The organism is Nocardioides sp. LHD-245, assembly GCF_030929495.1.
In the GTDB taxonomy this organism is placed as follows: domain Bacteria; phylum Actinomycetota; class Actinomycetes; order Propionibacteriales; family Nocardioidaceae; genus Nocardioides.
The window spans coordinates 302603-318220 of sequence record NZ_JAVFWN010000003.1; the positions used below are offsets into that span (position 1 = coordinate 302603).

A 15618-nucleotide genomic window follows, 5' to 3' on the forward strand; every position below is an offset into this window, starting at 1 on the left:
CGGCGGGCCGTTGTACCTGCGTGTCCCCTCTCCGACTCGTCCCCCAGCTCGTCGCGGCGCTCCTGGTCGTCGGTGGCCTCAGCGTGGTCGGCTCGCCGGCGTCGGCCGCGGCCGGCACGATCACCGGCCACGTCACGGACAGTGGGGGTGACCCGGTCGCGGGGGCGTCGGTCACGCTCTACACGCGCCTGGGCACGCTGTGGATCCAGGCGGGGACCACGTCGACCGACGCCGCCGGTGCCTATGACACCTCCGCGCTCTCCCTCGACGAGGAGGAGCACCGGGTCCGCTTCAGCGCCGACGGCTACGCAACGGAGTACTACGACGACGCGCGGGTGCTGCGCAGGGCGACGAGCGTCGCCCCCACGGGCGGTGTCGTCGATGCGCAGCTCACCACGGCCGCGACGGTGACCGGCATGGTGACCGACGACGCCGGAGCCCCCGTCGTGGGCGCGCGCGTCTCCGTCCTGCAGTGGGACGCCGTCGGCAAGGTCTGGGACGTGGTGGCCGAGACGACCGCCGGCCCGGCCGGGTACGCCGTCGGGGTGGCGCCGGGCGCCTACCAGGTCAGGGCGGAGGCGAACGCCCTCCCTGTCGGAGGCGGGGACGACACCTACGGCTACGGCACGCGCTCCTACCAGGACGGCGCGGCGTTCGTCGTACCAGTGGGAGGGGTGAGCGGGATCGATCTCCGGTTCGGGCCGCTGACCCAGGTCTCCGGCGTCGTGAGCGACGACGACGACCACCCGATCGGAGGCATCACCGTGTCCGCCTCCGGGTCGTGTGGCGAGGGCTGCGGCCTGACCCCCGTGGCCAGCACGAGGACCGCCGCCGACGGGACCTACACCCTCCGGGCCGTCCCGGGAAGCTACGCGATCCGCTTCGACGACCAGGACGGCGCGGCCTGGTTCGAGGAGCGGTGGGCGGACGGCGCGCCGATCACGGTGGGCGCCGCCGGCGTCGACGGGATCAGTCCCCGGCTCTCGGCGGCGCGGACCATCGCCGGCCGGGTCGCGGTCGATGGCACGGCACGCGGGTTCGTCCGGGTGTCGGTGTGGCCCGAGGGGGACACGTCCGGAGCCGAGGAGGACGCCTACACCAGGTTCACCGGCTCGGACGGCAGCTACGCCGTCACCGTGCCGGAGGGCTCCTACCGGGTCCGGTTCCGGGACGCGGAGATCCACCGGTGCGAGTACTACGCGGGCGCCGCGACGCAGGAGGTCGCGACGATCGTGGAGGTCGGCGGCGGGAACCGGACGGGCATCGATGCCAACCTCACGGCCGCCGACGCCGGTAGCTGCACGGGCGCGGACCCGGGGCGGAGGATCGCGAACGTGCGGCGGCCGGTGGTCACCGGCACGCTCCAGGTCGGGCAGGTCCTCACCGTCACGCCGGGACTCTGGGAGCCCGGCGACGTCGACGTGCAGTCGTACGTCTGGACGGTGGGCGACGCGATCGTGGCCACCGGCGCCGCCCCGACCTATCTCCTCCGGCCCGGCGACGTGGGCCGGAGCGTCGTCGTCCAGGAGGTCGTCACGGCCGCCGGCTTCACCGAGCCGGGCTTCGCCGAGTCCGCGGCCCGCGGTCCGGTGACCGACCCGGCGGCGTGCGCGTCGGCGACGGCCGCGGTGGCCGGGGCGAGCGCGGCGGCGACGGTCGCGGCGACGGGGCTCGACGTCGCGACCGCGAAGGCGGCCAAGGCCGCGAAGAAGTTGAAGAAGCTGAAGAAGGCGGGTGCCGCGAAGCCGAAGGTCGCGAAGGCCAGGAAGCGTGCCAAGGCCGCCCGGAAGGCCCTCGCGGGCGCCCGGTCCGAGCAGGCGGCGGCCACCGCCGCTCTCGCCGGGGCGCAGGCCGCGGTTCCCGCGGGCTGCTGACCGTGGCCGACCTCAGGCCGGCTTGACGTCCAGCACGACCTCGAACTCCAGCAGGTCGGCACCGGTCGAGACCGGCTTGCGCGGGGCCTCGCCCGCGGGCGAGGCGTGGGCGGCGCGCGCGTCGCCGTCCCGCCAGGCCGCGAAGGACTCCTCGTCGGCCCAGTGGGTGACCACGAAGTAACGCTCCTCGCCGGCCGTGGGCCGCAGCAGCTGGAAGCCCAGGAAGCCGGGCGCGCCCTCGACCGCCCCGGCCCGGGCGGCGAACCGCTTCTCCAGCTCGGGCCCGGCGTTCGGCGGGACCTGGATGGCGTTGATCTTCACGACGGACATGGTTTTCCTTCGGGGCGGTGGGTTTCCGCGAGCCTATCCAGTCGCAGTGTCCGCTGGCCTACGTGCGTCGGTGGAAGCGGATGTCACCGGCGCGGAGGCGAGTGCCGCATCCAGGATCAGCTCGTAGCGCGCGGGGTAGATCTCGCCGATCAGGGCGCCGTCGGGGTCGCGTAGTGCTTCGACGACGGTGGTGCCGTAACGGGTGACGACGCGGACGAGGCCGTGGGGGGTCTCCCAGCGGTAGGCGCCGAGGCCGAGTTGCCGGGTGCGGTAGGGGAGGTGGGTCTTGGTGCGGTGATGTCGGCGGGTGAGGGGTGCGTCGTTGTGGTCGCCGGTCTGGCCGGGTGGGCCGTGGCTGTCGTAGGGGGTGAGGTGGTCGTGGTCGAGGTGGCGGGTGCGGGAGAGGGAGTGGGGGAAGACGTCGCCGTTGGTGCGGAGCTGGGTGCGTTCCTTGCAGGCGGCGGGGTGTTCGTAGGCGTCGACCGCGGTGGTGTGGTTGAGGTCGATGACCGGTTTCAGGTCGATGCGGCGGTGGCGTAGGAGGGCGGCGAGCTGGTCGAGGAGCATCGGGCCGAGGTCCTCGACGCGGGCGAGGCCTTGGGTGAGGCCGGCGAGGACGGCGGCGCTGAGATGGACGTGGACGACGGCCTTGCGCTCGGCGCGCGACGAGCGTGACGGCCGGGGCGATTCAGGGGCTGTGGTGTCGTCCGGATCCGCGTCTGGGCCGCGAACGCCTTCGAGGAAGCGGACGGCGGCGTGGGGATCGGCGAGCAGCTCGGCGGCGCGGGCGCGGAACTGGTCCATGGTCGGCACGTCGTCGTCATGCTCCGGAACGTGCTGGTCGGCGAGCGCGGCGGCGATCTCCTCGACGGTGGTGGTGAACTCGAGGGCGCCGGCGGTGGGGAGGCGGAGCGTGATCGGCTGGACGTCGGCTTGTCGGTCGATGGCGGCGACCGTCTGGCCGGGTCGGCGTCGGCGGGCGAACACGCCGGTCCGGGCCTCCTCGGCGGCGATCCGCTTGTGGTGGGTCTCGGGGTCGGCCTCGATGGTCCGGGCCTCGGCGAGCTCGATCAGTTTGCCGGTGGGGAGGTCGTGGGCGGCGGCGAGGGACGTGTCGACGAGGGCGACCGCGTCCTTGGTGAGGGGCCGTGACAGGTCGGCGATCTTGCGTGCGACCCACACCTCGACGTCGAGGTTCTGCACCCGCTGCCACAGGAGGGGGAGGCGGTGGCGCAGGTCGAGCGCGGCCGCTGCGCGGTGGGTGGTGGCGATCGTGCCGGCCTGGCCGGCGATCGCGAACTCGGCGAAGCAGAGCTCCGCGACCTGGGGTGTGCCCTCGCCGCCGAGCTGGCAGAGCCGGTCGCCGCCCAGGCGCGCCGGCACTGCCCCGGGTTGGGACTGCGGGTCCACGGAGTGCAGGTCGCACCAGGCCAGGAGACGCCGCAGCTCGTCGACATCGCCCTGGCGTCGCTGGCGCAGCCCGGACTCCTCGGCGGCGAGCAGTGCCGCCGCGTCGAGTTCCGAGAGGTCCACCATCACCCCATGCTACTCGAACATATGTTCGAACACAAGTTGGGCGCGCCTGTGGTGGCACGCGCCTGTGGCACGGGGCCTCCCGCCCCGCGAGTATCACGGGCCGGGACGGCTCGCTCGGAAACAGTTGGCTGACAGATTCTGATGACGTCTCTCCCCCGGGGGGAGCGACCGATGTCCTGATGCGACTCAGAGGGCGCGTCGCCCGCTGCGCTGAGGAATGAGCACGACGGCGAGTCCGGCGAGGAGAAGCAGCGCGGCGGCGAGACCGTGCCACCACTCCAGTCCGGACCCGGTGGCGGGCAGGGCGCCGGCCTCCCCGGCGTCGGCGCTCTGCCCACCGGCTCCGGAGCCGTCCCCGCCGGCACCGCCCTGCGCACCACCGTTCTTGCCGCCGTTCTTGCCGCCGTCACCGGGGGCGCCGCCCGTGCCGGGCGCGGCGCCCCCGGGGGTCCCCGCGCCCGGATCGGTGGTGCCCGGGTTCGGCGTGCTCGGCGCGGTGATGGTGAGCAGGGCGGTCCCGGTCACGGTGTCACCCGGCGCGGCGGCGAACACCGCGCCGAACCGGCCGGAGGCGATCCGCTGTCGCAGGGGCAGGCCCGGGACGACGTACGACCCGGTCACGGTGAGCTCGCCCGCCTGGGTGGAGCCACAGGCGTTGGCGGTGCAGGCTCCGGGCTCGGAGACGGTGAAGGTCGTGTCGTCGGTGAGGTCGCCGACCGCGTTGTCGTAGGCATCGAAGCCGGCGGTCGTGAACGCTTGGGTCTCACCGGTCCGGATGGACGCGGTGCCGGGCGAGACGACGACCCGGTCGACCGGGCCGGGCACCACGGTGAGCTGCGCGGTCCCCGTCATGCCGTCGTGCGTGCCCGTGATCGGGTACGACCCCGCGACCGTGCTCGAGCAGCGGGACGTCTCGCACGAGGCGCCGGGCCCGGTTGTGAAGGTCGTCTCCTCGGTGACGTCGCCGATCGCGTTGTCGTACTCGTCGTAGGCGGTCGCGGTCAGCTCGACCGCCGTGCCGGCCGGGACCCTTGCGGTGAACGGGTCCAGGGTGAGGTGGTCCGCCTCGGCGGGGATCACCGTCAAGAAGCCGAAGAACGGCCCCCCGGCCCCGGCCTCGACGCCGTTGACGGAGGCGATCCGGATGACATAGACGCCCGCCTTCGTCGACCCGCAGACCGTGCCCGTGCAGCTGGCGCCGTTGCTGGCCGCGAGCTCCATGCCGAACGGCAGGCCGCTCGGCTGTGCGAGGTTGCCGTACTGGTCCATCACGCCGGGGGTGAAGGTCTGCGTGCCGCCGGCCCGGATCAGGGCGTTGCCGGGAGCGATGCCGCTGATCGCCAGGGCGCCCGGGACCACGACGAGGGTGCTGGTGGCGGTGAGCTCGCCGAATCTCCCGGTGACAGCGTGTCGGCCGGCGACGGTGGAGGTGCACGTGTCGGCGCTGCAGCCGAGGGAGTGCAGGCCGAACGGGGTGCGCCAGGTGCCGGCACCCTCGATCTCCAGGCTCGTCTCCGCGGTGACCGTGCCGAGCGGGCGCCCGTCGGCGTCGTAGGCGTAGACGGCGAAGGTGCCGGGCTCTCCCGCGGTGACACTGGGTGCGCTCGGCCGCAGCTCGATCCGGGCGATCTCCTCCGTCGGACGGACGTCGGCGTGCACGTTCAGCCGGGCGGTCGCGCTGTGTCCGTCCGCGGTCGCGGTCACGGTGTAGGAACCCGGCGTCGCTGACCCGCAGGCGTTGGTGGTGCAGGTGCCGGGAGCCTCGATCGTGTACGTCGCGCTGTCGGTCACGGTCCGGTTGCCGAACGCGTCGACGTCCTCGGCCTGGAAGGTCTGGGTCACGCCGACGGTCGCGGCGGCGTCGGCCGGTGAGATCGCGAGTCCGGTCGCGGCCGCTGCGATCACCTCGACGCCGGTGCCGCCGGTGAGCTGGCCGACCGTCGCGGCGACGACGTAGCCACCCGCTCGCGTCATGGTGCAGGTACCTGCGGGGCACGGCTGCGGGTCCGAGAGATCCAGGGCGGTGAGGCTGTCGGCCTGCCAGATCTGGAAGGTGGCGCGGTCCGTGACGTCCACGTACTGGCCGCTGGCGCTCCGGCCCGCGACCTTCACCACGATCGGCTCACCCGCGACGACGGTGGACTCCTGGACGCTGACCTCGATCCTGGTGAGGGTGTCGTTCTCCTCGACGACGCTCAGGCTCGCGTCGGCGGTCCGGGACGGGTCGCTGCGCAGGGTCGCGGTGAGGGTGTAGGTGCCCGGCGTGCTCGCCGAGCAGCGGGCGCGGCCCGGACTGTCGTCGACGCAGTCGAGTCCGGCCTCGCCGGTGAAGTCGGTGTCGTCGGCGACGGTGCTGGCGTTGCCGTACTGGTCGAGGGCGTAGGCGGTGAAGAGCTGCTGGTCGTCGACGCCGAGTGTCGCGGTCGCGGGGGACAGCGAGATCCCGACGGCCGGACCCGGGCGGGCGACGAGGCCGGCGATGTTGGTGAAGGCGCCCCAGGTCACCTTGATCGCGAAGTAGCCGGCGACGGTGGTCGTGCAGGAGCCGGCGGTGCACGAACCGCGGCCGCCCACGAACTCGTAGCCGGCCTCCTCGGTCACGTCGACCAGGTGCGTCCCGCTGTCGTCGACCGTCCACACCGTCAGGGACGCGGCCTCGCCCACGGTGATCTCGTTGGTCCCGGGGTCGATCGTGATGCCCGTGGGCTCGGCGGCCGCGGGCGTCGCGGGCCCGTCCGTCGGCGCGGCCCGGTCGACGGACGGCGTCGTCGGGATGCCGGTGGGCTCGGACGGGGACGTGTCGTTGGGCTCGACCTTCTCGCCGGGCTCGCTCTCCTCGCTCTCCTCGGTCGGCGAGGGCGCGGGCGTGTCGGTGGGCGTCGGGTCGGGAGTCGGCTCCGGGGTCGGCTCCGGGGTCGGCTGTGGTTCGGGAGTGTCGGCCGTCGTGGCCGGGGTCGTGTCGTTCGGTGCGGCCGGGTCGTCGGCCACGGCGGGTGCTGTCCCAGTGAGCAGGAGCAGGGTGGCCGCGCCGAGGGCGACGACCACGGCCGGACGGCGGCGTGAACGCATGGGGGAGGACTCCGATCCAGATGCCGCGGGCTGAGCGCGCTGCGGGCGACTCCACCGAACGCCCCCGCTCCGGTCCCGGCAACCCACCCCGGCGCGAAGTCGCCCCGAATATCACCCAAATGCCGGCGGCCGGCCATGGGCCCGGAGGGTCCGTGCGTCGGTCTCCGTATGCGACACGCTCGACCCGAAGTCTGGTCGGCAGCGTGGCGCACGGCCGCGGAGCGGCACGGCGGCCGGCCATGGGCCCGGAGGGTCTGTGCGTCGGTCTCCGTATGCGACACGCTCGACCCGAAGTCAGAGCAGGTCGAGCTCGATGGCCCTCTCGATGACGGCCTTGCGCGAGCTCACCCCGAGCTTGCGGTAGATCCGCTGCAGATGCGTCTTCACGGTGTTCTCCGAGAGGTGCATCGCCGCCGCGAGCTCGCTCCGGCTCGAGTGTTGTGCCAGCGCCGCGAGCACGGCCCGCTCCTGTCGGGTCAGCGCGATGACCGTGTGGGCCGCCACGAAGCAGGCCGGGACCGGCACGGCCAGGTGGTCCTGCACCGCCACGCTGCTGCGGCGTGCGGCGGTACGACGCAGCGCGGCGAGGTCCTCCGGGGGGAGGTACATGAGGTGCAGCCGTGCCCCGTCGGGGCCGACCTGGGCGAGCACCCGCTCCAGCAGCGCCGCCGCGGCCTCCTCCTGCCCGGTGCGCGCGGCGGCTGCGGCGCCGAGGACGAGCAGGGCGGCGAGCGAGCGTGCCGTGTGTCCGGGGCGGATCTCCCACTCCGGAAGCGCGGAGAGGGTGCCCACGGCGTCACCGGCCAGCAGGCCGGCCAGCGCGGAGGCGGGCGCCAGCTGGCCGGCGTACCTCGTCCGGGAGCGGAGTACCGCCGTCGCCCGCGCGTGGTTGCCGGCCGCGAGCCAGGCCACCCCGAGCGCGCCGCGGACGGCGGCCGCACCGACGCTGTCGCCCATCACCGGCGGCGCCGGGGTGCGGCGGAGCTGCTCCTCGACCCGGCGCGCCTCGGCAGCGGCGGTGCCGAGACCGACGTGCGCGTGCAGCAGGGTCCAGGTCAGCAGCGGCCAGAACTCCGTGGTGTCGCGGAAGGTCGTGCCGTCGAACGCGGTCGCGGCACCGGCGAAGTCGAAGTGGTCGAGCAGCAGGACGGCGTCCCCGATCCGGCCCAGGGCGTTGGCGTACGAGCGGTCCTCGCCGGGACGCCAGGCGTCCGCGGCGAGCAGGGACCGGGCCGAGCGGGCCTCGACGGTCCGTCCCTCGAAGGCGCCCAGCCCGACGGCGTACACCGCGGTGTGGTTGCGCACCACCGGGTCGGTCGCCATGGCGACCGCTCGGGAGGTGGTGTCGCGCGCGCCCTCCGTCGCGCCGGCCAGGAACTGGGAGTAGGCGAGGTGGCGCAGTGCCATCGGCCCCAGGAAGGCGACCCGCTCGCGGTCGCCGTCCGACATCCGGTCGTGGAAGACGAGGGCGTCCGCGGCGGCTCGGGCCGACTCCTCGACCCGGCCGAGGAGCCGCAGGCTGACCACCTTCGCGACGTACCCGAGGAGGTACTCGCCGGCTGTCGGGTTGGGGAAGCGCGGCCCGTCCCAGCGCGCGGAGATCCGGAAGTAGTCGGCGGCGGCGCCCCGCAGGGCCGGGTCGCGGAAGCAGGCGAGCCCGCGCCCGAAGGCCAGGGCGGGGAACTGCGCGAGCGCCCGGCTCGGGACGGAGGCGAGATGCCGGTCCACCAGGCTCGCGGAGTGGGCGTCCTGCGTGGTGACCACGACCGCCGCGTAGACCCGGGCCGCGATGCTGAACAGGCCGGCGTCGACGGCCATCTCCAGCGCTGCCTCGTAGCTGCCGTGGCGGTGCAGCCAGGCTGCGCTGTGCTCGGCCGCCCGCCGCTGCTCGTCGGCGGGTCGCCGGCGGGCCTCGGCGAGCATCGCGTCCCGCAGCGACTCGACGTACTGGAAGACCTGGTGGCCGGGCGCGAACGGGATCCAGCGCCCGAATCCGTTCCACTCGAGGTCGTCGAGCATCTCCTTCACCTCGGCCGGTCCGGCGACGCCCGGGAGCGCGGCGGACAGCTCCAGGGCCAGCTCGGCGTCGAGGTACGGCGGCACGCTGGTCGCCAGCACGAAGGAGTACGCCGCACCGCGCTCGAGCTGGACCCGTAGGTCCTCGGCCACCAGCGCCTGCCAGGCGGGGTCGTGCTGGCCCGCGGTCGCCCGGGGCCGGTCCTGGGGACGGGCCAGCATCGCGGCGCGCAGCGCCAGGGAGTACCCGTGGGTCGCCGCGTGCAGGGCGGGGGCGGTGTCCGCTCTCGCCGGGTCGCCGAAGGCCGCCACCAGGTCCCGGGTCTCGTCGAGGGTGAAGGCGAGGTCGTGCTCGGTGAGCAGCTGCACCTCGCCCCGCAGGCTGCGGGCCGGGCCGGCCAGGCCGCCCGGGGCCCGGGTGGTGACGACCACCCGGAGCTGGGGGATCAGTCGGACCAACCGGAGCAGGTCCGCGTCCACCTGTGCCGCCGCGGCCCGGACCTTCTCGTAGGCGTCGACCACGAGCAGCGGACGCCTGCGGCCGGCGAGGCCGCGGGCGATCACCGCGGCGGGATCGGTGCTGGACTCGATCTCGGTCAGCAGACCCGCCGCCGGGCCGTCCATGATCCCGACCCGGCCGGCGGCGGCCAGCACGGTCTGCCAGAAGGCAGAGCGGGTCTCGAGGTCGTTCTCGAGGGTCACCCAGACGACGTCGACCCCGTCATCGGCCCCGTCCTCCACCTGGTCGAGCGTCTCGACCCAGGCCCGGGCCAGGCTGGTCTTGCCGAAGCCGCTCGGCGCCGCGATGACGGTCAGCGGCGTCGCCGACCCGTCGAGCGCATCGTGCAACCGGGCACGCGACAGGAGCACGGGACTCCCTGTCGCCATCGCTCCTCCTCGACCCGAGTCGACGAGACCATCATCGCGCACGACGGGCGCGAGCGGGGAGGCGGGAGCGGGGAGGCGGGAGGAAAGGGAGGTGCGACCCGGACTGGCCTGGGGGGAGTGGGCCGTCCGGGTCGCACCCGTCTGCCGGCGTCGTCGCCCCACCCGCGACGCCGGTGCTGTGCGCGTGGTCCGCGGGCGCGGAGCCACGCGCCGCGGGTCAAGCCAACGCGTACCGCCGTGCTGCCCGCAATGCCGGGAGGCGGATGTCGCCCGTCATGTCACCCACGGGCCGGGTCCAACGGCTCATCCGATCGGCGTGGCCGTGACCACGAGGTTCTTCGTGTAGTGGAAGCGCCCGTTGCGGTAGGTGACCCTCCCGGTGCAGGTGACGAGGGTGAGCTGGTGCTCCCCGGTGGTGGAGACCGTGGCGCCGCCGAGCCCCTTCGCCCGGGGCTGGGCCGTGATCGTGGCGATCCGGTAGCGCTGGGCCGTGCCGGTGGCGGTACGGACCGTGATGACCTGTCCGGGGCGGGCCCTGCGGAGCTTGCCGAAGGCGCCGGGGCGGTCGCCGCGGTCGGAGACGTGGCCGGCGATGACGGTGGAGCCGACGGTCTCGCCGGGAGCGGCGGACCCGTTGAGCCAGCCGCCCTTGGAGACGTCGGTCGGGATCCTCATCGAGCCTTTGCGCATGCCGACGGTCTCGACCTTGGCGCGCAGCCCCACCGCGGGGACGCTCACCTTGACCGGGCGGATCCTGCGAGCGGCGGTGGAGCCGTCGGCACGGACACCGGAGTAGCCGGTGCTGACCTCGACCCGGCCGAGGTCGGGTCGGTGGACCAGGGTGGTCGCCCCGGCCGCGCCGCACGACTGCGTGGCCGCGAGGTTCCGGCTGTCGGCGCTCGTCGTGGCGACCCACGTGTAGTAGCCGGGCCGGGTGACGGTGACCACCGGGAGCGGGATGCTGCCGTTGCCGGGCGTGAAGGACACCGTTCCGACCGCGTCGGCAGGAGTGCACGTGGCGGCCGAGGGCTTCCTGGCCGGGCCGTAGAGAGTGGCGGTGCCGGCCGTCGTCCGGCGAGCATGGAGGCCGGTGATGCTCACCTGCCCGGTCAGCGCGAGCGGCTTGGCCCGGCCGCTCCGGGTGACCTTGAGCGTGGCCTTGGCGGGCGCGGTCACCGAGATCGTCGGTGCCGTCGTCGGGCCGGGCGGGGCGGAGACCGTGACGGCGACCCTCGCGGTGTCGCAGACCGGGGTCGGCGTGCTGGTGTCGCAGACCTGGTACTCGTAGGAGTCCCCGCCGGAGAACCCGGCGGCCGGTGTGTAGGTGATCCCGCCGGCGCCGACAGAGGTGTCCCCGTGGGCGGGCGCCGAGGTGACCGTGGGCGCCGCCAGGTCCTGTGCCGAGGCCGAGATGTCGTTGCCGGTGACGTCGGTGGTCACCGGGGTCGCGGCATCGGTGACCACCGAGTCGTCGACCGCCGTGACGGTGTTGGTGCCGACCGTGACCTGGACGGCGACATCGGCGCACTGCTGGGGCTCGGACTGGTCACACAGGTTGAGGGTGTAGCTGTCCGGTCCGCTGTAGCCGGGGTCCGGCAGGTAGTCGACGCGGATCGGCCGGTCCCACGGCACGTCGTAGATCGCGATGCTGCCGTGCTGAGGGTTGCCCATCGACCAGATGTGGTCGGTGGCGAGCGGGGCTCCGTTGGTGCTGGCCAGGCCGGACAGCGGTGTGGTGACCGGGGTGTTCTGCGGGGTGCTCACGGTGCCGGGCATGAAGACGTTCTGCACGGTGACGCGGAGGTCGGCCGCGGCACAGACGTGGGGTGAGGTCTCGTCGTCGGTGACCCGGTAGCGGACGATGTCGAGCCCGGAGAACCCGTGGGCGGGGGCGTAGACGATCCGGCCGTCGCCGGCGACGTTCGCGGCGCCGTTGGCGGGGCTGCCGACCACGGTCGGGAGTGACATGGCCGGGCTGGCCGGGGTCTTGGCGTCATTGGCCCGTACCGCGGTGAACACGGACATGGGAGCGGGAACGGACGCCGTGTCGTCGGCGGCGGTGATGCTCACCCTGCCCAGTCGGACGATCGTCTTGGCGTCCTGGTCGGTGACGAGCAGGTCACCGGAGGGCATGGTCGCGATCCATCTCGGCGAGCTGCTGCCCCAGACCGTGAGGGTCTCCTGGTCGTAGCCGCTGCCGTTCGGGATCAGCCGCAGCACCCGGTTGTTCCCGGAGTCGCCGACGAGGAGGGTGCCGTCGGGCTGGACGGCGACGCCGTACGGGTTGTCGAGACCGAGCGCGACCACGGACCTGGTGTACGTCGCGCCGGACGGGCTCAGCCTCACGATCTTGTCCTCGTCGGCCCAGTCGGCGACGAAGACGTTGCCGTCGGCGTCGACGGCGACACCCCGCGGACGCTCGAGACCCGAGCCGACCAGCGAGCTCGTGTAGCTGCCCCCGGACGGGGTCAGCTTGTGCACGTCGCCGCTGGAGTTCTCGGAGAAGTAGACGTTGCCGTCGGCGTCGACGGCGACCCCCGAGGGTCGCTGCAGGTCGGTGGCGAGCACGGTACGGGCCCAGGTGTAGCCGGTCCGGGTCAGCTTGACGATCTCGTGCTCGCCCTCGTCGGCGTAATAGACAGCGCCGACGCTGTCCATCGCGATGCCCTGCGGGTCGATGCCGCCGGTGCCGTCGATGGTGTTCGGGGTGTAGCCGGGGCCCCACGCGGTCGCCACCATCGCGTAGCCGGAGTCGGCGAGCCAGATGGTGTTGTTGGCGTCGCTCACGATGCCGTTCGGTTCCCGGAGGTTGGAGATGACGGTGCTCCGGGAGGTGTACGCCGAGGTCGGCAGCAGGCCGCAGCCGGTCGGGGACGTGACGGCGACGGTCACCGTGGCGATGTCGCACACCCGAGACGGGTCACCGTCGTTGTCGTCGCCGATCCGGTAGCGGTAGGTGTCCGTGCCGTGCCAGCCGGCGTCGGGGGTGTAGGTGATGGTGCCGTCGTCGTTGACGGTCGTCGTACCGTGCGCGGGCGCGCTGAGGACCGTCGGCTCGTCGCTGAGCCGGACGTTGGACGTGTCGTTGGCGCGGACGTCGGTGGTCACCGGCCTCGGGGAGCTCGTGGTGGCGGTGTCGTCACTCGCCCGCAGGGTGGTCTCGTCGAAGAACCACAGGTCTTCGGAGGACGACACGTAGACGGTGTCGTCCGCGTCGGTGATCACGGTGAGGGTGTATTCATCGCCGGTCCAGGGGGCGTACGGCTGGGGGGCGCTGTATCCGGAGCCTGACGGTGTCGCCCGAAAGACACCGGCGTCGCCGGCGGCGATCCAGACAGTGCCGGTGTCGTCGACCTCCACGCCCTCGGCCGTGGTGCCCGTGGGGAAACCGGTGACCGCGTCGGTCTGGGTCCAGCCGGCCCCGTTGTCGACCGCCTTGACCACCCGGGAGCGGCTGGCGACGTAGACGGCGCCGTCCTCGGCGACGTCCACCTGGCCCGCAAAATGGAGGCCGCTCGCCACCTGGGTCTGCGCCATGCCCGATCCGGGCTCCAGCCGGAGGACGCCTGCCGAGCTGGACGAGGTGGAGTTGATGCTGACGTACACGTTCCCGTCGGGGCCGACGTCGACGCCGCCGAGGCCCGAGAGAAGCCCCCCGGTGTAGGTGTCGGCGATCGTGTACCCGGCTCCCGAGGGGGTCAGCTTCAGGAGTCGCCCCAGAAAGCCGGTCACCCACAGCGTGCCGTCCTCACCGATCGCGATGGCCCTCGCATTGTCGACGCCGGTGGCCACGACCGTGCGGTCGTAGCCGGAGGCCGAGGGGGTCAGTTTGATGACCTCCTTCTCCGCGTAGTCGGTGACGAAGATGCTGCCGTCGGCGTCCACGTCGAAGTAGTTGGGATCGCTCACGCCGGTCTCGATCCGGAGCCGCGTGCCCTCGCCGGTGGTGCCCACCGGGTCGCACGCGTTGCCTTGGGTGACCTTCACGGTGACCGTGGCGGTGGCGCACACGCTGGCCGGGCTGCCGTTGTCGCCCACGGCGTAGGAGTAGGTGTCGGTGCCGGAGAAGCCGGCTGCCGGGGTGTAGGTGATGGTGCCGTCGGCGTTGACCGTGGCGGTGCCGTGCTTCGGGTTCTTCGCGATGGTCGGGTCGGCCAGGGTGGCTCCCGTCGCGTCGTCGTTGCTGCGCACGTCGGTGATGACGGCGTTGCCGAGCGTGGTGCTCGCGGTGTCGGCCGTGGCGTCCACGGTGACCGGGGCCGCCTTCAGGACGCGGTTGTTGTCGGTGTCGGCGACGTAGACCACCCCGTCGTCGGCGGCGGCGACATCGAGGGGAGCGCCGAGTCCGCCGATCGGCAGCACGACCTGGTTCCACGAGGAGGGGCCGGACGGTACGAAACTCACGATCCGGTCGTTCCCGGTGTCGGCGACATAGACGGTGCCGCCGGCATCCACGGCGAGGCCCTGCGGCGAGGACAGACCCGTACTCGGGATGGTCACCGACGACCAGCTCCCGCTGGCCCACCTCGAGCGGACGACATTGTCGGGGTGTTCGGTGTTGTAGACGCTGCCGTCGGGTCCCACCGCCACTCCCCAGGTGTCGCCGGTCGTGTCGCGGACGACCGAGGTGGTCCAGGGAGCGGTCGGGGAGAGCTTCAGGATCTGACGACCGCTGGGGACGCCGGACATGGTGCCGGAGACGGCGGACGCGATGTACGCGCCGCCGGAGCTGTCGACGGCTACGTCCCCGGGGACGTAGATGCCATCCGGTGACGGGGTCTGCGGCTGGTACGTGGAGCCGTTCCACAGCATCCGGACGAGGTGGTTGCCCGAGGAGTTGGTCACCCAGACGTTGCCGGTGGCGTCGACCGCGACGCCGTACGGGACGTTGAAGCTGTCGGGCAGCTTCGTGTTGGCGTACCCGCCTCCGGACGGGGTGAACTTCTCGACGTGGCCGGAGGTGCGCTCGCCCACGAACACGCTGCCGCCCGCGTCGACCGCGACGGACACCGGAGCCGACAGCCCCGTGGCGACCGCCGAGACCACGTACCCCGACGAGCCGAGCGGGCCACAGGGTTGTGTCGGCGCGGCCTGGGCGGTGGGCGCGACAGCGGCGCCGAGGCCGACCGCGACCAGCGTGCCGGTGGCGGCGATCAGTCCGGAGAGCGTGACGTGCAGAGACTTCTTCATGATGGTTCTCACTTCTCCTGGGAGACGGCGCGGACCAGGCACTGGGTGCCGACCGGGGCGGCGAAGGCGCGCTCGGCGGTCCAGGTCTCGTTGCCGCCCGCGGGTACGGCGACGGTGGTGGCGGCGGAGTCGACGATCCGGGCCTGGGCGTCGGTGAAGAGGACCAGCACCGTCAACCTCAGGTCCTCGCCGGACTCGTTGCCGGCGGTGCCGGTGGCGGCCCAGCCGCCGTCGGTGGCCTCGCAGCCGGTGAGCGCGACCTGCTCGTAGAGGTCCGGCACGTTCTTCAGGGCCTTGCCTGCGGGCAGCTTGTGCTGGACGCCGACGAACGTGGGCACCTCGTCCTTGGCGGGCTTGCCCAGCACCGGCTCGCCGGCCTCGTCGTCCTTCTTCTCCGACGTGCTGTCCGACTCGCCGCCCGAGCCCTTCGTCACTCCCGACGCCGATGACTTCTCGTCGGCCTCGGTACCGTCGCCGGCGCAGCCGCTCAGCGCGAGAGCGAGCGTGAGGGCGACGCCGATCGCGCCGAGGGCGCGACGGTAGGGGAGGGCATTGCGGGGAGCACGCATGGGGGGAAGCAGCTTTCGTTCCGTGGGGCGGACGACACGCACCGGCGGGTTCAGCGAACCGCTGGGCCGGACTGTCGAACAACGAACTGCCGTGAATGTCGCCCACCGCGTCACCTGGCCGACGCCTCGACGAGCCGGTGCCTGCC

General features: G+C 73.1%; 7 protein-coding genes. 1 reads left to right on the forward strand and 6 read right to left on the reverse strand.

Annotation, left to right across the window (positions count from 1 at the left end):
- Window positions 1–20: 20 nt before the first annotated feature.
- A complete protein-coding gene (locus RB608_RS06495; RefSeq protein WP_308086999.1) occupies window positions 21–1874 on the forward strand; it encodes a carboxypeptidase-like regulatory domain-containing protein in 1854 nt (617 codons plus the stop codon).
- Window positions 1875–1886: 12 nt separating this feature from the next.
- Here the strand turns inward: RB608_RS06495 and RB608_RS06500 are convergent, their stop codons facing one another.
- The 6 genes from RB608_RS06500 to RB608_RS06525 form a co-directional block, all read right to left on the reverse strand.
- On the reverse strand, window positions 1887–2204 hold the full coding sequence (locus RB608_RS06500) for an antibiotic biosynthesis monooxygenase (protein ID WP_308087000.1): 318 nt from the start codon (window positions 2202–2204) through the stop codon (window positions 1887–1889).
- Window positions 2205–2237: 33 nt separating this feature from the next.
- Window positions 2238–3740 (reverse strand): hypothetical protein, encoded by a 1503-nt coding sequence (locus tag RB608_RS06505; RefSeq protein WP_308087001.1) that lies wholly within the window; start codon window positions 3738–3740, stop codon window positions 2238–2240.
- Window positions 3741–3926: 186 nt separating this feature from the next.
- Window positions 3927–6809 (reverse strand): hypothetical protein, encoded by a 2883-nt coding sequence (locus tag RB608_RS06510; RefSeq protein WP_308087003.1) that lies wholly within the window; start codon window positions 6807–6809, stop codon window positions 3927–3929.
- Window positions 6810–7103: 294 nt separating this feature from the next.
- Complete coding sequence (locus tag RB608_RS06515; protein ID WP_308087004.1) at window positions 7104–9713, reverse strand: LuxR C-terminal-related transcriptional regulator; 2610 nt, start codon at window positions 9711–9713, stop codon at window positions 7104–7106.
- A gap of 303 nt (window positions 9714–10016) precedes the next feature.
- Window positions 10017–14903, reverse strand: a complete 4887-nt coding sequence (locus RB608_RS06520; protein ID WP_308087005.1) for an Ig-like domain-containing protein — start codon at window positions 14901–14903, stop codon at window positions 10017–10019.
- An 8-nt stretch (window positions 14904–14911) separates the two neighbouring features.
- Window positions 14912–15472 (reverse strand): hypothetical protein, encoded by a 561-nt coding sequence (locus RB608_RS06525; protein ID WP_308087006.1) that lies wholly within the window; start codon window positions 15470–15472, stop codon window positions 14912–14914.
- Window positions 15473–15618: the final 146 nt, after the last annotated feature.